Origin of the sequence: Paracoccus sp. KR1-242, assembly GCF_049446195.1 — a bacterium.
GTDB classification, from domain to species: domain Bacteria; phylum Pseudomonadota; class Alphaproteobacteria; order Rhodobacterales; family Rhodobacteraceae; genus Paracoccus; species Paracoccus broussonetiae.
In genome coordinates, this window is record NZ_JBMSED010000001.1 from 358,799 (window position 1) to 379,289 (window position 20,491).

19 protein-coding genes are annotated in these 20,491 nt (G+C 66.5%); 7 read left to right on the forward strand and 12 right to left on the reverse strand.

What is annotated here, in order from left to right:
• The first annotated feature begins 57 nt into the window (after nucleotides 1-57).
• The 5 genes from ACO2Q4_RS01755 to pdeM are packed head-to-tail and all read left to right on the forward strand — an operon-like array spanning nucleotide 58 to nucleotide 6,183.
• A complete protein-coding gene (locus ACO2Q4_RS01755; RefSeq protein WP_311761502.1) occupies nucleotides 58-534 on the forward strand; it encodes an Lrp/AsnC family transcriptional regulator in 477 nt (158 codons plus the stop codon).
• 30 nt (nucleotides 535-564) lie between these two features.
• On the forward strand, nucleotides 565-1,557 hold the full coding sequence (locus tag ACO2Q4_RS01760) for a ligase-associated DNA damage response exonuclease (protein WP_423316907.1): 993 nt from the start codon (nucleotides 565-567) through the stop codon (nucleotides 1,555-1,557).
• The gene (locus ACO2Q4_RS01765) at nucleotides 1,554-3,101 is read left to right on the forward strand and encodes a cisplatin damage response ATP-dependent DNA ligase (protein WP_423316909.1); all 1,548 of its coding nucleotides are present in this window, start codon (nucleotides 1,554-1,556) and stop codon (nucleotides 3,099-3,101) included. Before ACO2Q4_RS01760 ends, ACO2Q4_RS01765 begins: the two co-directional genes overlap by 4 nt.
• Nucleotides 3,098-5,497 carry a ligase-associated DNA damage response DEXH box helicase gene (locus ACO2Q4_RS01770; protein ID WP_423316911.1) on the forward strand — a complete coding sequence of 800 codons (2,400 nt, stop codon included), beginning with the start codon at nucleotides 3,098-3,100 and terminating at the stop codon, nucleotides 5,495-5,497. The genes ACO2Q4_RS01765 and ACO2Q4_RS01770 overlap by 4 nt, the downstream gene beginning before the upstream one ends.
• Entirely contained in the window at nucleotides 5,494-6,183 is a 690-nt protein-coding gene (gene pdeM, locus ACO2Q4_RS01775; protein ID WP_423316913.1) for a ligase-associated DNA damage response endonuclease PdeM, read from the forward strand. The genes ACO2Q4_RS01770 and pdeM overlap by 4 nt, the downstream gene beginning before the upstream one ends.
• A 50-nt stretch (nucleotides 6,184-6,233) precedes the next feature.
• On the opposite strand, the gene ACO2Q4_RS01780 is transcribed toward pdeM, so the two are convergent.
• From ACO2Q4_RS01780 to ACO2Q4_RS01830, 11 genes are all read right to left on the reverse strand, one after another.
• Nucleotides 6,234-6,938: an outer membrane protein gene (locus ACO2Q4_RS01780; protein WP_311761507.1), complete on the reverse strand. Its 705-nt coding sequence runs from the start codon at nucleotides 6,936-6,938 to the stop codon at nucleotides 6,234-6,236.
• Nucleotides 6,939-7,134: 196 nt separating this feature from the next.
• Nucleotides 7,135-9,573 (reverse strand): DNA topoisomerase (ATP-hydrolyzing) subunit B, encoded by a 2,439-nt coding sequence (gyrB, locus tag ACO2Q4_RS01785; protein ID WP_311761508.1) that lies wholly within the window; start codon nucleotides 9,571-9,573, stop codon nucleotides 7,135-7,137.
• Between the two features lie 93 nt (nucleotides 9,574-9,666).
• Nucleotides 9,667-10,002, reverse strand: a complete 336-nt coding sequence (locus tag ACO2Q4_RS01790) for a DUF1491 family protein (protein WP_311761509.1) — start codon at nucleotides 10,000-10,002, stop codon at nucleotides 9,667-9,669.
• Nucleotides 9,995-10,906 (reverse strand): GTPase Era, encoded by a 912-nt coding sequence (era, locus tag ACO2Q4_RS01795; RefSeq protein WP_311761510.1) that lies wholly within the window; start codon nucleotides 10,904-10,906, stop codon nucleotides 9,995-9,997. Before era ends, ACO2Q4_RS01790 begins: the two co-directional genes overlap by 8 nt.
• Complete coding sequence (gene rnc, locus ACO2Q4_RS01800; RefSeq protein WP_423316916.1) at nucleotides 10,903-11,592, reverse strand: ribonuclease III; 690 nt, start codon at nucleotides 11,590-11,592, stop codon at nucleotides 10,903-10,905. The genes era and rnc overlap by 4 nt, the downstream gene beginning before the upstream one ends.
• A gap of 42 nt (nucleotides 11,593-11,634) precedes the next feature.
• On the reverse strand, nucleotides 11,635-12,426 hold the full coding sequence (gene lepB / locus ACO2Q4_RS01805; RefSeq protein ID WP_311761512.1) for a signal peptidase I: 792 nt from the start codon (nucleotides 12,424-12,426) through the stop codon (nucleotides 11,635-11,637).
• 58 nt (nucleotides 12,427-12,484) lie between these two features.
• Entirely contained in the window at nucleotides 12,485-12,919 is a 435-nt protein-coding gene (acpS, locus tag ACO2Q4_RS01810) for a holo-ACP synthase (RefSeq protein WP_311761513.1), read from the reverse strand.
• Entirely contained in the window at nucleotides 12,916-13,650 is a 735-nt protein-coding gene (locus ACO2Q4_RS01815) for a pyridoxine 5'-phosphate synthase (RefSeq protein ID WP_423316921.1), read from the reverse strand. Before ACO2Q4_RS01815 ends, acpS begins: the two co-directional genes overlap by 4 nt.
• Before the next feature lie 28 nt (nucleotides 13,651-13,678).
• Nucleotides 13,679-14,506, reverse strand: coding sequence for a 4-(cytidine 5'-diphospho)-2-C-methyl-D-erythritol kinase (locus ACO2Q4_RS01820; RefSeq protein WP_423316924.1), 828 nt, complete (start codon nucleotides 14,504-14,506; stop codon nucleotides 13,679-13,681).
• A 1-nt stretch (nucleotide 14,507) separates the two neighbouring features.
• Nucleotides 14,508-16,361 carry a tetratricopeptide repeat protein gene (locus tag ACO2Q4_RS01825; protein WP_395135690.1) on the reverse strand — a complete coding sequence of 618 codons (1,854 nt, stop codon included), beginning with the start codon at nucleotides 16,359-16,361 and terminating at the stop codon, nucleotides 14,508-14,510.
• Nucleotides 16,362-16,455: 94 nt separating this feature from the next.
• Nucleotides 16,456-18,102 (reverse strand): electron transfer flavoprotein-ubiquinone oxidoreductase, encoded by a 1,647-nt coding sequence (locus ACO2Q4_RS01830; RefSeq protein ID WP_423316929.1) that lies wholly within the window; start codon nucleotides 18,100-18,102, stop codon nucleotides 16,456-16,458.
• 296 nt (nucleotides 18,103-18,398) lie between these two features.
• Here ACO2Q4_RS01830 and greA point away from each other — a divergent pair, with 296 nt between their 5' ends.
• Complete coding sequence (gene greA / locus ACO2Q4_RS01835) at nucleotides 18,399-18,869, forward strand: transcription elongation factor GreA (protein ID WP_311760691.1); 471 nt, start codon at nucleotides 18,399-18,401, stop codon at nucleotides 18,867-18,869.
• Between the two features lie 15 nt (nucleotides 18,870-18,884).
• Nucleotides 18,885-19,844 (forward strand): hypothetical protein, encoded by a 960-nt coding sequence (locus ACO2Q4_RS01840; protein WP_423316936.1) that lies wholly within the window; start codon nucleotides 18,885-18,887, stop codon nucleotides 19,842-19,844.
• Here the strand turns inward: ACO2Q4_RS01840 and ACO2Q4_RS01845 are convergent.
• A complete protein-coding gene (locus ACO2Q4_RS01845) occupies nucleotides 19,841-20,470 on the reverse strand; it encodes a GNAT family N-acetyltransferase (protein ID WP_423316940.1) in 630 nt (209 codons plus the stop codon). The genes ACO2Q4_RS01840 and ACO2Q4_RS01845 overlap by 4 nt on opposite strands.
• Nucleotides 20,471-20,491 lie beyond the last annotated feature (21 nt).

Consider the following 20,491-nt stretch of genomic DNA (forward strand, 5'->3'; position numbering starts at 1 on the left):
GTATCTTGCGATGAAACATCCGCTATAAACGATAGCATCTGCGAGAATGGTGGTCATATGAACGATCAGGCGAAGAATTTCGATGAAATCGACAACAAGCTGCTTGCGCTGCTGCAGCGTGACGCGAGCCTCTCGCAGCGCGAATTGGCCGAGCGGGTCGGCCTGTCCCAGAACGCGTGCTGGCGGCGCCTGACCCGGTTGACCGAGGCAGGGGTTCTTCAAGGCAGCCGCGCCCGCATCGACCCGGTCGCTCTGGGCCTGCAACTGACCGTCTTCATCGTGATCCGCACCCGCCATCACGATGACGCCTGGGCCCGCCGTTTCCGCGCCCGGATCGAGGCTCAGCCCGAAATCGTCGATTTCCACCGCATCGGCGGCGAATGGGACTATCTCGCCAAGGCGGTGACGACCGGGATGGCGGGCTATGACGCGCTGTACAAGCGATTGATCGTGGACATGGATCTTGAGCGCGTGACCGGCGTTTTCTCGATGGAAACCATTTTCGAGGGTCGTCCCCTGGTTTCCACGGGTTGATTTTCACGAAATGTTCTACACCTTGGAGACATGCGCGCTGAAGACCTGCTCTTTCCCACCAAGGCCGGGCTGTACTGCCCCGAGGGTGATTTCCACATCGACCCGCTGCAGCCGGTTCCGCGCGCGCTGATCACCCATGCCCACAGCGACCATGCCCGCATGGGTCACGGCGCGGTCATGGCCACGCGTGAGACGCTGGACATCATGCGCCTGCGCATGGGTGAAGGCTTTGCCGGAACCACCGAGATTGCCGGGGCCGAGACGCGTATCGGCGGCGTCAGCGTGGGTTTTCACCCTGCCGGACACGTGCTCGGTTCCTCGCAGATCTCGGTCACGGCGGTAAACGGGCCGCGGATCGTGGTTTCGGGCGACTATTCCCGTCATCCGAACCCGACCTGTGCGCCCTTCGTTCCGGTCGCCTGCGATGTCTTCGTGACCGAGGCGACCTTTGGCCTGCCGGTCTTCAACTTCCCCGATCCCGCAACCGAGATCGCCCGGCTTCTTGCCAGCATGGCCGAATTTCCCGATCGTCCGCACCTGATCGGTGCCTATGCCTTGGGAAAGGCGCAACATCTTATCGCTCTGGTGCGCGCTGCGGGCCATGATGCGCCGATTGCCATCCACGGTGCGCTGAAGACGCTTTGCGATTACTATCAGGACTGCGGTGTCCCGCTTGGCGAGTTGATCCCCGCCACCGCGGATCAGGTGCCCGCCCAACTTGTGATCGCGCCGCCCTCGGCCTTTGCCAGCCCCTGGGTGCAGCGATTTCGCGACCCGGTGATCGGCTTTGCCTCGGGCTGGATGGCGGTTCGTGCGCGGGCGCGCCAGCGCGGGGCCGAACTGCCGCTGGTCATCAGCGATCACGTCGACTGGCCGGCGCTGACAGGGACGCTGACCGAACTGTCCCCGTCCGAGGTCTGGGTCACGCACGGGACCGAAGACGGGGTGATCCGCTGGTGCGAGCTGGCCCAGATCGCCGCGCGGCCCCTGCGGCTGGTCGGGTATGAGGACGAGGCGGAATGAAAGCCTTTGCCGCTTTGCTGGAACGCCTGGCCTTTACCCCGGCACGCAATGCCAAGCTGCTGCTTTTGCAGCACTACCTGCAGCGGACACCCGATCCGGACCGGGGCTGGGCCTTGGCCGCCCTGACCGGCGACCTGCAATTGCGGACAGTCACGCCGTCGCTTCTGCGTGGCCTTGCGGCCGAGCGGGTCGATGGGCAGCTGCTGGCGCTCAGCTATGATTTTGTGGGCGATCTGGCCGAAACCATCGCGCTGATCTGGCCCGGCGGGGCCGAGGACGACCCCTCGTTGTCTCAGGCGGTGGCGCTGCTTCAGGGAACCGGGAAGGCCGCGTTGCCCGCCGCGATCGCGGCAATGCTGGACCGGCTTGGCCCGTCCGAGCGGCTGGCCTTCCTGAAGCTCGCGACCGGCAACCTGCGGGTCGGATTGTCGGCGCGCATGGCCCGGATGGCGCTGGCCGCGATGGGCGGCCCCTCCGTTCCCGAGATGGAAGAGGTCTGGCACGGGCTGACGCCGCCCTATGCCGCGCTTTTCGACTGGATCGGCGGGGGCGCTGTCCCACGGGGCGCCGCGCTGGCCCCCTTCCGGCCCGTGATGCTGTCCACGCCGACCGATCTGGACGAGCTGCGCGCCCTGCACCCCGTCGAATATATCGCTGAATGGAAATGGGACGGCATCCGGGTGCAGGCCGTCAGCGAAGGCGGCGTGCGCAGGCTTTATTCCCGCACTGGCGAGGATATCTCGCACGCTTTTCCCGACGTGATCGCCGAAATGGGGTTCGAGGGCACGGCGGATGGCGAACTGCTGGTGCGGCGCGACGATACGGTGGCCCCTTTCGGGGATCTGCAGAAGCGGCTGAACCGCAAGACGGTCGGCAAGTCGCTGCTGACCAGCCACCCCGCCGGGCTGCGGCTTTACGACCTGCTGACATGGCAGGGCCGGGATCTGCGGAGCGAACCGTTGACGACGCGCCGCGCCCAGCTTGAGGCCGCCGATTTCGGCAGCTCGCGCATCGATGTCTCTCCTCTGCTGGATTTCGCAAGCTGGGACGATCTGGCTGCCCTGCGTGCGGACCCTCCTGCTGCCGTGATCGAAGGGGTGATGATCAAGCGCCGGGACAGTGCCTATCTGTCCGGGCGTCCGCGCGGACCATGGTTCAAGTGGAAGCGCGATCCCATGGTGGTCGATGCGGTGCTGATCTATGCGCAGCGCGGTCATGGCAAGCGGTCGGGCTTTCACTCGGACTTCACCTTTGGATTGTGGCGGGGCGAGGAACTGGTCCCTGTCGGCAAGGCCTATTTCGGCTTCACCGATGCCGAGCTGATCGAACTGGACCGCTTCGTGCGCCAGCACACGGTCGAGCGTTACGGCCCCGTCCGCGCGCTGGAACCCCGGCTGGTGGTCGAAGTCGCATTCGAGGGGGTGAACCGCTCGACCCGCCACCGCTCGGGCGTCGCCATGCGCTTTCCCCGGATCAGCCGCATCCGCTGGGACAAGCCCGCGCTGGAGGCGGATCACCTGTCCGCGCTGGAGGCGATGCTGTGACCCTGCCGCCCGAATTCCGGGACTGGTTCGCCAGCAAGGGCTGGCAGCCCCATCCGCACCAGCTTGCCCTGCTGGAAACGCCGGGCGACAGCCTGCTGATCGCGCCGACGGGCGGTGGCAAGACCCTTGCCGGCTTCCTGCCTTCGCTGGTCGAATTGCGGGCGGGCGGGCGCAAGGGGTCGGTCCACACGCTCTACGTCTCACCATTGAAGGCGCTGACGGCGGATATCGGGCGCAACCTTGCCCGGCCGGTGGCCGAGTTGGGCCTGCCGATCCGGGTCGAGGACCGCACCGGAGATACCGGCGCGACCCAGCGCCGCCGCCAGCGCGTCGATCCGCCCGAAATCCTGCTGACCACGCCCGAAAGCCTGGCCCTGATGCTGAGCTATCCCGAAGCACCCGCGATTTTCGCCGGTCTTCGCCGCGTCGTGCTGGACGAGTTGCACGCGCTGGCCGAAAGCAAGCGCGGCGACCAGCTGATGCTGGGGTTGGCCCGCCTGCGCAGCCTGTCGCCCGCCATGCGGGTGACGGGCCTTTCCGCGACGGTCGAGGATCCGCAGGCGCTGGTCGATTTCATGGCGGGCGCCGGTCCCGTCACCGTTCATCTGGCCGATCCCGGACCCGATCCCGACATCGCCATGCTTGCGACCGAACAGCCCGCGCCCTGGGCAGGCGGCGGGGGTCATTACGCGGTCCCCGAGGTGCTGGAAGCGGTCAGGCAGGCCCGCACCACGATCATCTTCATCAATACCCGCGCGCAGGCCGAATTGTTCTTTCAGGCGCTGTGGGCCGCGAATGTCGACAACCTGCCCATCGGGCTGCATCACGGCAGCCTTGCGCGCGAACAGCGCGCCCGCGTTGAGGCGGCGATGGCCGCCGGAGAATTGCGCGCGGTGGTTGCGACGGGCAGCCTTGATCTTGGCATCGACTGGGGCGCGGTCGACCTGGTGATTCAGGTCGGCGCTCCGAAGAACGTCAAGCGCCTGGTCCAGCGCATCGGCAGGGCCAACCATCGCTATAACGCGCCGTCGATGGCGCGGATCGTGCCGGCAAACCGGTTCGAACAGATCGAATGCGTCGCCGCGCTTGAGGCGGTGCGCCTGCGCGATCTGGACGGGACGCCGCGCGGTCCGGGGCCGCTGGACGTGCTTTGCCAGCACATCCTGCTGACGGCCTGTGCGGCACCCTTTGACGCGGATGCGCTGTGGGCCGAGATCCGCACCGCCGGTCCCTATCGCGCCCTATGCCGTGCCGATTTCGACGCCTGCCTGGATTTCGCGGCGACGGGGGGCTATGCGCTTCGCGCCTATGACCGCTGGCAGCGATTGATGCTGCGGGGCGGGCTGTGGCATCTGCGCGATCCGCGTGCCGCGAAGCTGCTGCGCATGAATGTCGGCACCATTGTCGAGGCCGAGATGGTCAAGGTCCGTCTGCGCGGGCGCGGCGGCACCCCCTTGGGCGAGGTCGAGGAGGATTTTGCGGCAAGCCTTGTTCCCGGCGACAGTTTCCTGATCGGCGGCAAGGTCGTCCGCATGGATGCGATGCGCGAAATGGTAATCGAGGTCACGCCGGTCCCGACCCGCCAGCCCAAGATCGCGGTCTATTCAGGGGTCAAGCTTGCCATGTCGACCCAGCTTGCCCATCGCGTTCTGGCGCTGATCGGCGACCCTTCTCGCCATGACGTCCTGCCCCCGGATACACGTGACTGGCTGCGGCTTCAGGCGCAGGTCTCGCGCCTGCCCGAGCCGGGGGTGCTTCTGTCGGAAAGCTTTCCCCATGCCGGGCTGTGGCATTTCGCGCTTTACGGCTTTGCCGGGCGAAACGCGCTGCAGACCCTTGGCCTGCTGCTGACCCGTGAGATGGAGGGCGAGGGGCTGGGACCCCTAGGCTTCCTGATGACCGATTATGCGCTGCTGATCTGGTCGCTTGATCCCGTGACCGCGCCGGAACGGCTGTTGGACAGCGACCGGCTGCGCGCGGGTCTGGGGGATTGGCTGGGGGAAAATGCGGTCATGAAGCGCACCTTCCGCAATGTCGCAACGGTCGCGGGGCTGATCCATCGCAACATGCCCGGCAATCGCAAGTCGGGACGGCAGGCGACCTTTTCCAGCGACATCCTTTACGACACGCTGCGCAAATACGATCCCGGCCACCTGATGCTGCGCATCACCGCTGGCGAAGCCGGGCGCGGGCTGGTCGATTTCGGCCGGATCGAGGAGATGCTGGCCCGCGCTCCCCGGCGCGAACACCGGATGCTCGACAGGGTCTCGCCCATGGCCGCGCCTTTGCTGCTTGAGATCGGCAAGGTTCCGATCCGGGGCGAGGGGCGCGACCGGCTGGCCCAGATCGAAGCCGCGGCCCTGATGCAGGCCGCCGGGCTGGAGGCGCTGGGATGACGGGCTACCGCTTCGCCTTTCACGGGCTGGTGCTGGAGGCCCGCCCCTCTGGCGCGCTGTGGTGGCCCGAGGGGCGCTGGCTGATCGTCTCGGACCTGCATCTGGGCAAGTCCGAGCGGTTGGCGCGGCGCGGCGGTCCCCTGCTTCCACCCTATGAAGGATTGCTGACGCTGGAGCGACTATCGGCCGAGGTTGCGGCGCTGGACCCCGCGGCGGTGGTCAGCCTGGGTGACGGTTTCGATGATCTGGCCGCCGTGACCGCGCTGGACGCGCAGGTTGTGCGGCGGATCGGGGCGCTGGCCCTTGGCCGGGACTGGGTCTGGATCGGCGGCAATCACGATCCCGGTCCCCCGCAAGGCATGCCGGGCCGGGCGGCCGAGGCTGCGATGATCGGCCGCGTCACCCTGCGCCACGCGGCGCTTTCGGGGCAGGGGCCCGATATCTCTGGCCATTACCACCCGGTCGTACGCCTTGCGGGAGAGCGTCGGCGCAGCTTCCTGCTGGGGGGGCAGCATCTGCTTCTGCCCGCTTTCGGGGCCTATACCGGGGGGCTTGCCTGCGACGATCCGGCGCTGCGCGCGCTGGTTCCCACCGGCTTCGCGATGGCCTGCGGGACGCGCGCCGTCGTCGTCCTGCCAGTGGGCGGTTCCGCGCCTTTGGGTCGGGCGCGTCGCGGACGGATATGAAAAAGGGCCGCCCAAGGCGGCCCTTTCTGCAACTGCTGTGCTGCCGGATCTTAGAACCGGAAGTTCAGGCCCAGCTTGATGTTGCTGTAGTCGACGGTGGCTTCGGTGGTGTAACCCGCGGCTTCCAGCCGTTCCTTGCCAAAGTTCGCGTATTCGTATTCCGCGGTCATCGACATGCGGTCGGTCAGCTGCTTTTCAACGCCAAGACCCACGATGTAGCCGTCGGTGTCATAGCCGACATCTTCACCTGCGACTTCATAGTCGATATCGGCGCGGCCCCAGCCGGCGATACCATAGACCATCGTGTCCGGACGGACGACGTAGCCGGTCTTGAAGCGCAGGGCGAGCATGTTCTTGACCTTGGCATCGGCGCCGAGTTCGGTGCCGCCGATGACGCCCGAGGTGTCACCCTTGATGTCGCCGATTTCATAGCCAAGTTCCGGGCCGAACACCCAGTTGTCGCGTTGCCAGCGGTAACCGGCGCGGACGCCGCCATTGACGCCGTCGAGCTCCATTTCGCCGATATCACCCAACAGGGTTTCGGTCGCTACGTCAGTGATGCCAACGCGGTCGCTGCCACCGAAGGCATAGCCCAGGGTCACACCGGCATAGCCACCAGCCCAGTTCGCAACCGGTTCGACGGCCACGGGAGCAATGACCGGTTCGGCGACGGGGGGCGTGTAGCCACCGGCACTGGCAGCACCTGCACCGAGTGCAAGCGAGGCTGCCATCATCGTAAGATGCTTCACATTCATGTCTTGTCTCCAGAGGCTAACTGCATCGTTCAACAGGCGCACGCGCTACGGCGAGGCGGCTCGTCGCGCCAGCTGCGATGCAGCAAACATCTCACGCGGACGAAATCCAAGGCCAAAGCGTGAATCCGTAGCTTAATATTCTACGCAAGCGATCGTGAAGTCGAGGGGTAATTCGTCAAAAAACGGAATTATTCCCTCATATATCAAGGTTTTCCACGTTAAGCGCGTTCTGTTGAATGAAATCTCGGCGTGGCTCAACAACATCACCCATGAGCTTGGTGAAGATGTCATCTGCCTCGCTGACGTCCTCAACGCGCACTTGCAGCATGGTCCGCGCGGCCGGGTCCAGAGTCGTTTCCCACAGCTGTTCGGGGTTCATTTCGCCCAGACCCTTGTAGCGCTGCAGCGACAGCCCCTTTTCCCCTTCCAGGAAAATCGCCTGCAAAAGCCCCAGAGGGCCGTGAATCGGGATGTCGCGATCCTTGCGGATCAGATGCGCGGTCTGGCCATAGGTTTCCTGAAGGCTTGCCGTCATCGCGCCCAGCCTGCGGCTTTCGCCGCTGCGCAGCATCGGGCCGTCCAGTGTGCGGCTTTCCTCGACCCCGCGCACTTGGCGGGTCAGTCGGATGCCGGCATCCTGGGTCGGGCGACCGGACCAGCCGCGTTCATATTCCTCGGCGATCATGTCCAGGCGGCGGGCCACCGCTTCGGCCACGCCCTGCGCATCGGAATCGACACGGCCCTGCACCAGCGCGCCGGCAATCGCCGCCTGCTCGGTGATGTGGGACGGGTAATGGGTCGGATAGGCGCGCAGGATGCGCCGCGCAATGCGCGCTTCGTCCACGACGCGGGCAAGGTCGGCACCCGAGATGCTTTCGCCGCTGCCAAGCCGCAGGCTCGCGCCGTCGATGCCCTGCTCGATCAGGTAATCCTCAAGCGCGGCTTCGTCCTTCAGATAGACCTCGGACCGGCCGCGGCTGACTTTGTACAGCGGCGGTTGCGCGATATACAGGTGCCCGGCCTCGATCAGTTCCGGCATCTGGCGGAAGAAGAAGGTCAGCAGCAGGGTGCGGATATGCGCGCCGTCGACATCGGCATCGGTCATGATGACGATCTTGTGGTAGCGCAGCTTGTCCAGGTTGAATTCGTCCCGCCCGATGCTGGTCCCCAGCGCGGTGATCAGCGTGCCGACCTGGTCGCTGCTGAGCATCCGGTCAAAGCGCGCGCGCTCGACGTTCAGGATCTTGCCGCGCAGCGGCAGGACCGCCTGGTTCTGGCGCGAGCGGCCCTGTTTCGCCGAACCACCTGCCGAGTCACCCTCGACGATGAACAGTTCGGAAAGCGAGGGATCCTTTTCCTGGCAGTCGGCCAGCTTGCCGGGCAGCGAGGCAACGTCCATCGCCGTCTTGCGGCGGGTCAGTTCGCGCGCCTTGCGGGCGGCTTCGCGGGCGAGGGCGGCCTCGACGATCTTGCCGACGATCTGCTTTGCCTCGGCAGGGTTTTCCTCGAACCATTCGGCCAGCTTCTCGCCCACGAGTCCCTCGACGGCGGGGCGCACCTCGGACGAGACCAGCTTGTCCTTGGTCTGGCTGGAGAATTTCGGATCCGGCACCTTGACGGACAGAACGCAGGTCAGCCCTTCACGGGCGTCGTCGCCGGTGAAGTCGACCTTCTCACGCTTGGCGGCGCCGCTGGACTGGGCGTAATTGTTGATGACGCGGGTCAGCGCGCCGCGGAAGCCCGCCAGGTGGGTGCCGCCGTCGCGCTGCGGGATGTTGTTGGTAAAGGGCAGCACCGTTTCGTGGTAGCTGTCGTTCCACCACATCGCGACCTCGATCCCGATGCCGTTCTTTTCGCCCTGGATGAAGATCGGGTCGGACATGACCGGCGTTTTCGAGCGATCGATGAATTTCACGAATTCCCGCACGCCGCCTTCGTAGTAAAGCTCGGTCCTGAGGGGTTCGGCAGGCCGCTCGTCCTCAAGGATGATGCGCACGCCGGAATTCAGGAAGGCCAGTTCCCGCAGGCGGTTTTCCAGCGTCTTGTAGACGAAGTCGCGGTTCGAGAAGGTGCCTTCGGCGCTGTCTTCGCGTGAGGAAGCCAGGAAGCGCACTTCGGTTCCCTTTTCGCCCGGCGCGGCATCGCCGACGACGCGCAGGTGCTCGACCGTGTCGCCATGTTCGAAGCGGGCGAAATGTTCCTTGCCGTTGCGCCAGACGCGCAGCTCCAGCCAGTCTGACAGCGCGTTGACGACGGAAACGCCGACGCCATGCAGGCCGCCCGAAACCTTGTAGCTGTTCTGGTCGAACTTCCCGCCCGCATGCAGCTGGGTCATGATGACTTCGGCCGCGCTGACGCCTTCGGTCGGGTGCATGTCGACCGGGATGCCGCGGCCGTTGTCGCGCACGGAAACGCTGCTGTCGGCATGGATCTTGACGCGCACGAAATCGGCGTGACCGGCCAGCGCCTCGTCGATGCCGTTGTCGACGACCTCGTAGACCATGTGATGCAGACCCGAGCCGTCATCCGTGTCCCCGATATACATGCCGGGACGCTTGCGCACAGCTTCCAGGCCCTTGAGAACCTTGATGGAATCGGCGCCATATTCGGAGGGCTGGGGGGCGGGTTCGGTCATTGTCATCTTATCCTGCCTTGGGCTCCCATCTTATAGGGGGTCACGGCCGGAATGTCACGGGAAAGCCACAAGATTTAGGGCTTTTCCGGGGATTCAGACCAGCCCCGGCTGATCCAGCAGCGTGGCTCCGTCACGGCTTTCGATCTCGATGACCCACAGGTCCGGATCGCGGCCGGAATGGCGGGCAATCTCGGCGTCGATTTCACGCTCGGCGCCCCCGGAGAGGTTGATCCAAGGGCGTTCATCGGTCTCGAAATCCCATTCCCGCACCCACAGGCTGGCACGGCCGTCCAGCGTCGCGCATTTGACCATGACCGCGCCCGCGGTATCGTCGCCGTGGCGCAGGACATAGGCGGGAATGTCGGCCAGCTGCAGCCGGCGAAGATAGGCCGAGACCCAGATCCCCGCCGCCAACCGCGCCTCAGGCATCGCCGTCGCGGAAATCCAGGCCCATTTCGTTATAGCGCTCGGCCTCGTCCAGCCAGTTTTCGCGCACCTTCACTTGCAGGAACAGGTGGACCGGGCGGCCCATGAATTCCGACAATTCGGCGCGCGCAGCCTGACCGACGGCCTTGATCGTCTCGCCGCCCTTGCCAAGGACGATGCCCTTGTGTCCGGGACGCGCGACATAGACGATCTGGTCCACCCGCGCCGAGCCATCCTTCTTCTCCTCCCACTTCTCGGTTTCCACCGTCAGCTGGTAGGGGATTTCCTCGTGCAGGCGCAGGGTCAGTTTCTCGCGCGTGATCTCGGCGGCGATCATGCGCATCGGCAGGTCGGCCACCTGATCCTCGGGATAAAGCCACGGGCTTTCGGGCACCTCGGCCGCCAGCCAATCGGCGAGATCGTTGCAGCCATAGCCCTTTTCGGCCGAGACCATGAAGGTCTTGGCGAATTCGAACTTGCTGTTCAACTCCTGCGACAGCGCCAGCAGCACCTCGGCCTTGACGCGGTCGATCTTGTTGATGACCAGCGCCACGGGGGTCTTGCCCGCGTTTTCGCGCAGGTTGTCGATAATGGATTGCGCTCCGTCCGTCAGGCCGCGATGCGCCTCGATCAGGAGCAGGATCACGTCGGCATCGGCAGCCCCGCCCCATGCGGCCTTGACCATGCTGCGGTCCAGACGGCGGCGCGGGCGAAAGATGCCGGGCGTGTCGACGAAGACGATCTGGGCATTCTCGTGCATCGCGATGCCGCGGATGCGGGCGCGCGTCGTCTGCACCTTGTGCGTGACGATCGAGACCTTGGCCCCGACCATCCGGTTCAGCAGGGTGGATTTCCCGGCGTTCGGTTCGCCGATCAGGGCAACGAAGCCTGCGCGCGTGTCGGTCATGTCGTTCCTTCGATCCGGTCCAGCAGGGCCTGTGCGGCCGCCTGCTCGATGCTGCGTTTGGTGCCCTGTCCGCTGGCGATGGCTTCGCGCCCGTCGTCCAGCCTGACGGTGATTTCGAATTCCGGCGCATGGTCCGGCCCCGAGCGGGCGGTCTGGACATAGCGGGGCGGCGTCATGCCATTGGCCTGCGCCCATTCCTGCAGGACGGTCTTGGCGTCGCGGCTGTCGGAATCGACATTCTTCAGCCGGTCTGCCCAATGCTTCAGGATGACCCTGCGCGCGGCCTCCAGCCCCGCATCAAGGTAGATCGCGGCGATGACCGCCTCAAGCGCGTCGGCGAGCAGAGCTTCCTTGCGGCGGCCGCCGGACAGCATTTCCGAGCGGCCAAGCTTCAGGACGTCGCCCAGTCCGATTTCGCGCGCGACGGCGGCGCAAGTCTCGCCCTTGACCAGCGCGTTGTAGCGGGGGGCAAGCTGGCCCTCGCTTGCGGCGCGGTCGGCCGAAAACAGCGCTTCGGCCATGGTCAGCCCCAGGACGCGGTCGCCCAGGAACTCCAGGCGCTGGTTGTCGGGGCGGGTCGTGCTGGCGATAGAGCCGTGGGTCAGGGCGCGCTGCAGCAGTTCGGGCCGGGCGAAGTCATGGCCCAGCCGTCCCGAGAAGGCGCGTAGTTCGGCAGAAATCTTCATGTTCCGATCCTGCCACGGCCCCCCTTCCGCGGCAATTCTTCCTTATTCGACGGCCTTGAAGAAACGATCCGGGCGCCAGGTCCAGAAATACAGCAGCGACTTGCCCGCGGACGAGAACATGATCCGGTCGGCACGGCCGATCAGGTATTCCGCCGGAACCATGCCGACGCCGCCCAGCGAGGCAGGCCAGCGCGAGTCGCCCGAATTGTCCCGGTTGTCGCCCATGAAGAAGTAATTCCCCTCGGGCACGGTGAATTCCGGCGTGTTGTCGCCCGGCCCGTTGTCCGTCAGGTTCAGCACGTCATGGCTGACGCCGTTGGGCAGCGTTTCGGTCATGCGCTCGGAGACGCATTGACCGTCGGTCGCGGCGCGGATCTGGCTGGGGCAGGGCAGGCTGCCTTGCGGTCCCTGCGGAGCCTGTTCCTCGGTGAAGGTGCCGTTGGCGACCTGCGGCGCAGCCTCGCCATTGATGTAAAGGACACCGTTGCGCATCTGGATGCGGTCGCCCGGCAGGCCGATCAGCCGCTTGATGAAGTCGTCGCCACGCGTCGGATGGCGGAAGACGACGACGTCACCACGCTCGGGTTCCGAGCCAAGGATCCGCCCCGAGATCGGACACATCGAGAAGGGGCAGGAATGCTGGGAATAGCCATAGGCCATCTTGTTGACGAACAGGAAGTCGCCGATCAGCAACGTGTCCTTCATGCTGCCCGAGGGGATCCAGAACGGCTGGAAGAACAGCGTGCGGAACACCCCCGCGATCAGCAGGGCCCAGAAGATGGTCTTGACGGTTTCCCAGATGCCGCCATCTTTGCGGGCTTCGCTTTTGGCCATGGATGCCGGTCCCCTCATGCGGAATTCGCGCGTTCATGGGCCGCGCGACAAGACAAAGTCAAGCGGAAGCGCCGGTAAACATGGGGGCGATCACGCCCTCGGGAAGCGCCTCGATCACCACGAAGGCCTGCGCCCAGGGGTGATCGTCGGTCAGGGTGACATGGACGAAGGCCCGGTGGCCCGCAGGCGTCATGCTGCGCAGGCGTTCCGCCGCCCAGCCGGTCAGATGCATGGTGGGCTGGCCGCTGGGCAGGTTGCGCACGGCCATGTCCTTCCAGCTGATGCCCATGGCAAGCCCGGTGCCAAGCGCCTTTGAGCAGGCCTCCTTCGCGGCCCAGCGTTTGGCCAGGGTCGCGGCCTCAAGCTTGCGGCGTGCGGCAAGGGCCAGCTCGGTCTCGGTGAAGACGCGATTGCGAAAGCGGTCGCCATGGCGATCCAGTACCCCCGCGATGCGGTCGATATTGGCAAGATCCGAGCCGATGCCAAGGATCATGCGCGCGCCGCGTCCATCCGGCGGCGCATTTCGCGGATCGCCTGGTCCAGCCCGATGAAGACCGATTCCGCGATCAGGAAATGTCCGATGTTCAACTCCTTGAACTCGGGGATCGCGGCGATCGGCCCGACCGTGTCGAAGGTCAGCCCGTGGCCGGCATGGACCTCAAGCCCAAGGCTTGCCGCCAGCGCCGCGCCCTTGCGCAGCGCGGCCAGTTCGGCGTCGCGTTCCGCCACCCGGCCCTCGGTGTCGAAGTCGCAATAGGCGCCGGTGTGAAGTTCGACGACCGCCGCGCCGATCCGCGCCGCGGCCTCGATCTGGGCGGGTTCATGGCCGATGAACAGCGACACGCGGCACCCTGCGTCGCGCAGGGGCGCGATGAAACCGGCCAGGTGTGCCTCGTTTCCGGCGACATCCAGCCCGCCCTCGGTCGTGCGCTCTTCGCGTTTTTCGGGGACGATGCAGACTGCGTGCGGGCGGTGGCGCAGCGCAATGGTCTGCATTTCCGTGGTCGCGGCCATTTCCAGGTTCAGGGGCAGGCGCAGCTGCGCCATCAGGTTGTCGATATCCGCGTCCGAGATGTGGCGTCGATCCTCGCGCAGATGCGCGGTGATGCCGTCGGCCCCGGCGGCCTCGGCCAGTTCGGCGGCGCGCACCGGGTCGGGCCAGGGCGTGCCGCGCGCATTGCGGATGGTGGCGACATGGTCGATGTTCACGCCAAGGCGTAGCATGGTCTTTCCTCCCGAATTCCGCCCGGTTCTAAAGCGTCCCGCGATCTTGCGCGAGTCCGGATGCGGCCACCCACCAGTCCGGATGATCCGCAGCGATCGCGCGGCGCGCATCCTCGGCTGTCCGTGCATCCGGGAACAGGCCGAAACAGGTGGCGCCCGATCCCGACATACGGGCTAGCGCGGCGCCCGCGTCCTGCAGCGCGGCCAGGCAGTCCGCGATCACGGGCAGCAGCCGGATCGCCGCGGGCTGCAGGTCATTGCGGCAGTCGGTCAGGAACGCGATCAGGGTCGCGGCATCGGGGAAATCAGGAAGAACCTGGGGCATCGGTGGGTTCACGCGGCAGTCCAGCGCCGCAAAGACCGCCGGCGTCGACAGCCCGCAAAGCGGGTTCACCAGCACCACATGCAGTTGGGGCAGGGGCGGCAGCGGGGTCAGGATCTCTCCCAGCCCCTGCATCCGCATCGGCCGGCCCGCAAGGCATACCGGAACATCCGCGCCCAGCATCTCGGTTCCGGGGGGGCGGGCGTCCAGCGCGCGCAGCACCGCCGCCGCATCGGCCGAGCCGCCCCCGATGCCCGAGGCGACGGGCAGGTTCTTTTCCAGCGTGATGACCGCTTCGCGTCCGGCCATCCGGGCCGCGCGCAGGCACAGGTTCTGGGGATCGTCGGCCAGTGCCCCGGCAAAGGGGCCGGTCAGTCGCAAAGATAGCGGCCCCGGCGCGACCGTCACGACATCACCCACGTCCAGAAACACCACGAGGGAATCGAGCAGGTGATAGCCATCGTCCCGCCGTCCGGTCACGTGCAGCGTCAGGTTCAGTTTCGCGGGCGCAAGCTCGCGCCGGGGCAGGGTCATGTCAGTTCTTGGTCGAATCGGCCGGGGTCTGGGTGGCGCGGGGGGCGGGAAGCTTGCCGCCATTCGCCTTTTCCTCGGCAAGAACCTTGTCCAGCCCGCGATCCAGCTTGGCGTGGATGCGCTGTGCTTCGCTTTCTTGCTCGGGCTTCAGCGACAGGGCGCGCTGCCACTGGATCTCGGCTTCGCGGTGGCGGCCTGCCATCCAGTAGATGTCGCCCATGTGGTCATTGACCAGCGAATCCCCGGCCATCGCCGAGACGGCCTTTTCCATCGGGGCGACCGCCTCGTCATAGCGACCCATCCGGTAATAGGCCCAGGCCAGCGAATCGAGGATATAGCCGTCATCCGGACGCAGCTCGACTGCGCGCTTGATCAGGTTCAGCGCCTCGTCCAGCTTCTCGCCACGGTCGACAAGGCTGTAGCCCAGATAATTCAGCACTTGCGCGGAATCCGGGCGCAGCTTCAGCGCGGCGCGGAAATCCGCCTCGGCCTTGGGAAACTGGCCCGAACGTTCCAGCGCGATGCCACGCGCATAAAGCGGGAACCAGCGCGCCTCGCCCGCCTTGGTGCCGATCAGCGACAGGGCCTTGTCATAGGCGGGGATCGCCTGCGCGAACTTGTCCTGCTGGCGCAGCAGGTCGCCAAGGGCGATCCAGCCCTGCGCCAGTTCGGGATGCGCGGCGGTCAAGGACAGGGCCGCCTTTTCGGCATCGTCCAGACGGTCGGCGCGGGTCAGCGCGTCGATCCGCGACAATTCCGCGATCGGCCGCATGTCGCCCAGTTCGCGCAGCGCGTCGAATTCCTGCTCGGCCAGATCGAACTGACCGAAGCCCTGCAGAAGCTGGGCGGTGATCAGCCGCGCTTCGCCCAGGTCGGGGGCAAGATACGATGCCAGACGTGCATGAATCAACGCCAGCGGGTCGGGCTCGTCGCTGTTGGCAAGGACGCTGGCAAAGGTCAGATAGACCTGCGCCAGCCCGTCCGCCGGGGTGCGCACACTGTCGAAGGGCAGTGTCTCGCCCTTTTTCAGTCGGTCGCGCAGGGCGACAAGATGCGGCTCCTCCTCGAATCCGGGGGTCTCCTCCAGCATCTTGATGGCATCGGCATTGCGCTCAAGCTGGGACAAGACCTGCGCGCGGGCGATGACGCCCAGGATATGCGCGCCAGCGGACTTGTCCTCCAGAAGCTTGTCGGCCCCCTCATAATCGCCGACCGCCGCCTTGGCGAGCGCGAGGTGATAGTTCACCATCGGCCGCGCGCCGCGCACCTTGCCCATTTCCTCAAAGGCGGACAGCGCCTGGCGTGCATTCCCGGCACCCAGCAACGCCCAGGCGCGCATCATCTTGTCGAACAGCTGGTTGCCGCCCGGCGCGACCTCGTCGACATCGTCGCGTGTGCTGGGCGGGGGGGCCTTGTCGATGGCATTGACCAGATCCTGCCAGCGCCCGGCCCGCGCCAGTTCGGTGCGCTGCATCAGACGTGCCAGTTCGGTCGCGCGGCCCTGATCGGTCATGGTGACGGCAAGCGCACCCGCCCGCTCCATCTCTCCGGCCGAGATCAGCGCGACCAGCGCGGAATCCTGCAGGAAGGGGTCGGTGTCATCCTGCGTCATCGCCTGCAGGTAATAATCCGCGGCGCTGCGGTAATCATTGGCGATCGCGGCCTGGCGCGCGGCCAGATAGGGCCCGGCCAGCCCATGCGTCTCGGGGCCGGGCTTGGCGGTTGCCTTGTCCTCGGGCCCGCCCGGCGCCGAAGGCGCCTTCTGGGCGAGCGAGGGGGCGGCAAGGGCTGCGCCGGTAAATCCCGGCGTGGCGGTCAGCGCGATAAGCGCCAGAGAAAGCAGTCTTGTCGTCACGGTTTCGGCCCATTCCTGGCAATACCCGCTGCGACCCTAGCCTTCCCTTTGCCGATGGGCAACGCCGCCCCTTTCTCGGCCGGTTCCCCCCCGATCACATATTCGGGTAGTTTGGCCCGTCACCGCCCTGCGGGGTGGTCCAGACGATGTTCTGGCTGGGGTCCTTGATGTCGCAGGTCTTGCAGTGGACGCAGTTCTGGAAGTTGATCTGGAAGCGCGGGCCGTCCTCGCCTTGCAGCACCTCGTAGACGCCGGCCGGGCAATAGCGCTGCGCGGGCTCGGCATATTCGGGCAGGTTCACCCGGATCGGGACCGAGGCATCCTTCAGCCGCAGGTGGCAGGGCTGGGATTCCTCGTGGTTGGTGAAGCTGTAGCTGACATTGGTCAGGCGGTCGAAGCTCAGCTTGCCATCCGGTTTCGGATAGTCGATCGGCTGGAAATCCGCGGCCTTGCCGGTCGCCGCGGCGTCGGTCTTGCCGTGTTTCCAGGTCCCCAGCGGGTTCCAGCCGGTCAGGTTCGCGACCCACATGTCAAGGCCGCCAAGCGCCAGGCTGGGCCACAGGCCCAGCTTCGACCAGATCGGCTTGACGTTCCTGACCGGCTTCAGGTCGCGGGCGATGGCGCCGCTGCGGACCTCGGTTTCATAGTCGGTCAGCTCGTCGCCCTCGCGGCCCGCGGCAATCGCCGCCGCCGCCGCCTCGGCCGCCGCGATCCCCGACAGCATGGCATTGTGGTTGCCCTTGATCCGCGGCACGTTCACCAGCCCGGCCGAGCAGCCCAGCAGCGCCGCCCCGGGCACCGTCAGCTTCGGGATCGACTGCCAGCCGCCCTCGGAGATCGCGCGCGCGCCGTAAGCCACGCGCTTGCCGCCCTCCAGCAGCTCGGCCACCATCGGGTGATGCTTGAAGCGCTGGAACTCCATATAGGGGTACAGATGCGGGTTCTGGTAATTCAGGTGGACGACGAAGCCGACCAGCACCTGGTTGCCCTCGAGGTGATAGATGAAGCTGCCGCCGCCGGCATTCTTGCCCAAGGGCCAGCCCATGGTGTGGGTCACGGTGCCGGGTTTCGCCTTGGCCGGGTCGATCTCCCAGATCTCCTTCATGCCAAGGCCGAATTTCTGCGGCTCATGCCCGTCCGACAGGCGATGGCTGGCGATCAGCTCCTTGGCGAGCGAGCCGCGCACGCCCTCGGCGATCAGCACGTATTTGCCGCGCAGTTCCATCCCCGGCTCGTATTGCGGGCCGGGGGTGCCGTCGGGGTTCAGCCCCATCTCGCCAGCCACCACGCCGACGACACGGTCGCCGTCGCGGACCAGCTGCGAACAGGCCATGCCCGGAAAGATCTCGACCTCCAGCGCCTCGGCCTGCTCGGCCAGCCAGCGGCAGACATTGCCCATGCTGACGATGTACTTGCCGTGGTTCGACATCAAGGGCGGCATCGGCCAGTTCGGGACGCGGACCTGCCCGCCTTCGCCCAGAACATAGAAATTGTCCGAGGTCACCTCGGTCTCGACCGGGGCGCCCTTGGCCTTCCAGTCCGGGATCAGCCGGTCGAGGCCCGCCGTGTCCAGCACCGCCCCAGACAGGATATGCGCACCGATCTCGGACCCCTTCTCCAGCAGCACCACCGACAGTTCGGGGTTCACCTGCTTCAGACGGATCGCCGCAGAAAGACCCGCAGGCCCACCGCCAACGATCACAACGTCATATTCCATCGCCTCGCGGACGGTATCGCTCATCGCTGGGCCCCCCTAGCATCCTGGCTCTTCGTATCGGGGCCAGACCTAGCGTCTAACCTGCCATCGGGCAATGCTAACGCGACGAGAAGCCCGACCCCGGCGGGCCGGACGTGCAAGGGGGCGCCGACGGTTCTGGGCAAAGGATCGCGGATTGCTTGTGCCGGGGCTTGAAACGATGAAACAATCGCGCCACGATGCGGCGAAATCGCTGGACGCCCTCGGCCCATGGCCGGGGGCGTTCCAACACCTTGTTTCGCGCAGATTTGTGCCGCCGCGCAGCGGCCGGAAGGACCGGAATGGAAAAGATACCAATGACCCGCGCGGGCTTTGACCAGTTGGACGCGGAATTGCGCGAACTGCGCGGGGTCCAGCGCCCGGCGGTCATCCGCGCCATCGCAGAGGCGCGCGAACACGGCGACCTGTCGGAAAACGCCGAATACCATGCCGCGCGCGAGAAGCAGAGCTTCGTGGAAGGGCGCATCAAGGAGCTTGAGGGCCTGATCTCGCGCGCCGAGGTCATCGACACCTCGAAGCTGTCCGGCAGCGTCAAGTTCGGCGCGACGGTGACGCTTCTGGACGAGGACAGCGAAGAGGAGCGCACCTTCCAGATCGTGGGCGAGGCCGAGGCGGATCTGGAGCGCGGCCTCCTGAACCTGCGCTCGCCGCTTGCGCGCGCGCTGATCGGCAAGGATGAGGGCGACAGCGTCGAAGTCGTCGCGCCCGGTGGCGGCAAGTCCTATGAGATCATCTCGATCCGCTACATCTAAGCGGGGGTGGGGCGCGTGACCGCGCTCGACGCCCTGCGGCGGGCCGGCAATCCCGGCCCCGACCGGCCGCTTCTGGTCGGGGCGGTGGCCAGCGTTCTGTGGCTGGCCGTGGTGCTGGTGCTGGCATGGATTGCACCCGCACACCATGCCGCGCCCGGTGATGATGCGGGCACCAACTGGATGCTGTGGCTGACCGGCACCCTGCTGCCGCTTGCGCTGATCTGGTTCGCCGTCTGGTCCGCCCGCGCCCTGGCGCGACTGCGCAATGAGGCCGAGGATCTGCGCGCGGCGCTGGCACAGATGCAGCCCGTGCCCGAACCCGCCGTGCCGGCCGAACTGCCACGCCCCGATCTGGCACGCCCCGCCCCGCGCCCCGTCGCGCCGGTGCCGCGGCGACGCCCCTCCGCGCCCGCCCCCTCGGCCGAACCGCAACTGGCCGGGCTGGAGCTTGGCGCCAGGGACGCGCCAGAGCTGACCTCGGCCGAACTTGCGCTGGCGCTGAACTTTCCCGACGGCCCCGACGACCGCGAGGCGATTCGCTGCCTGCATCTGGCGCTTGCCGATCCCGTGCTGGCGCGGCTGCTCCGCGCGGCGCAGGACGTCGTCACGCTGCTGGCCGGGCAGGGCGTCTATATGGACGATCTGCTGATCCCCGAGACCGATCCCGACCTGTGGCGCCGTTTTGCGCAGGGGCTGCGGGGCGAGGAGGTGGCCGATCTTGCGGTCATCGACGACACTGCCGCGCTAGATACCGCTGCCGCGATGCTGCGCGGGGACGAGGTGTTCCGCGATGTCGCCCATCATTTCCTGCGCCATTTCGACCGGCTTCTGGGGCAGCGTGTTCAGCGCGATGACAGCGATCTGTTGGCCGTGCTGGCACAGGTCCGTTCAGGCCGGGCCTTTCTGCTGCTGGCGCAGGCCACCGGGATGCTGGGCGGCGGGGTGACGCGGTCCGAAACCGGGCGGGACGACTAAACCGGCAGCCGCAACACATGCGCCCGTGCACGCCAGGGCCAGCCGAGGTTCTGGCGATCCAGCGGCTGAAAGCCAAGCGCCGTCCATGTCGCAAGGGCAGCGATGTTGCGGGCCTCGACCTCGACGCGCAGGGCGGGATGGCCAAGACGTCTTGCTTCGTCCATCGCGGCCAGGACCAGGGCGCGGGCGATGCCGCGCTCGCGCCAGGGAGGACGAACGGCGACGCCGTCCAGGATCAGGTCGCGGGTTTCCGCCCCTCCGCGATGCAGGTGGCTGGACAGATAGCGCAGAAGCCCGCGCACGGGTCCGAAGGTCGCGCGGAAATCGCCGATGCCGGGGGTCAGGAACCCGCCGGCAGCACCGCGCAACCCTGCGATCCCGACCAGATTGCCACCGTCTGACAGCGCGATCAGCGCGCGTTCCCCGTTCATTGTCGCGGTGACAAGTGCCGCGCCAGCGCGCGCCGGGGTCGGCAGGAATTGCAGCGCATGCCCGAAGCCGCGCCAGTAAAGACGGGCGGCCGCACCCTGCAGGTGGCAGGGCACGCCGCGATGGACGAAGAATGCGGGGCTTCCGATCGCGTTCAAATCCTGCCCACCCTTGCGCCGGTCGCCGGCTTTGGTCAATCTGCCGGCCACCCATAGCGC

Coding starts and splice junctions, on each gene's coding strand:
- gyrB (WP_311761508.1), bottom strand. CDS start 9,573: ATGACCGAACCCGCCCCCCAGCCCTCCGAATATGGCGCCGATTCCATC.
- ACO2Q4_RS01820 (WP_423316924.1), bottom strand. CDS start 14,506: ATGACCCTGCCCCGGCGCGAGCTTGCGCCCGCGAAACTGAACCTGACG.
- greA (WP_311760691.1), top strand. CDS start 18,399: ATGGAAAAGATACCAATGACCCGCGCGGGCTTTGACCAGTTGGACGCG.
- ACO2Q4_RS01755 (WP_311761502.1), top strand. CDS start 58: ATGAACGATCAGGCGAAGAATTTCGATGAAATCGACAACAAGCTGCTT.
- ACO2Q4_RS01765 (WP_423316909.1), top strand. CDS start 1,554: ATGAAAGCCTTTGCCGCTTTGCTGGAACGCCTGGCCTTTACCCCGGCA.
- ACO2Q4_RS01790 (WP_311761509.1), bottom strand. CDS start 10,002: ATGCCTGAGGCGCGGTTGGCGGCGGGGATCTGGGTCTCGGCCTATCTT.
- acpS (WP_311761513.1), bottom strand. CDS start 12,919: ATGATCCTTGGCATCGGCTCGGATCTTGCCAATATCGACCGCATCGCG.
- era (WP_311761510.1), bottom strand. CDS start 10,906: ATGACCGACACGCGCGCAGGCTTCGTTGCCCTGATCGGCGAACCGAAC.
- ACO2Q4_RS01780 (WP_311761507.1), bottom strand. CDS start 6,938: ATGAATGTGAAGCATCTTACGATGATGGCAGCCTCGCTTGCACTCGGT.
- rnc (WP_423316916.1), bottom strand. CDS start 11,592: ATGAAGATTTCTGCCGAACTACGCGCCTTCTCGGGACGGCTGGGCCAT.
- lepB (WP_311761512.1), bottom strand. CDS start 12,426: ATGGCCAAAAGCGAAGCCCGCAAAGATGGCGGCATCTGGGAAACCGTC.
- ACO2Q4_RS01830 (WP_423316929.1), bottom strand. CDS start 18,102: ATGAGCGATACCGTCCGCGAGGCGATGGAATATGACGTTGTGATCGTT.
- pdeM (WP_423316913.1), top strand. CDS start 5,494: ATGACGGGCTACCGCTTCGCCTTTCACGGGCTGGTGCTGGAGGCCCGC.
- ACO2Q4_RS01815 (WP_423316921.1), bottom strand. CDS start 13,650: ATGCTACGCCTTGGCGTGAACATCGACCATGTCGCCACCATCCGCAAT.
- ACO2Q4_RS01760 (WP_423316907.1), top strand. CDS start 565: ATGCGCGCTGAAGACCTGCTCTTTCCCACCAAGGCCGGGCTGTACTGC.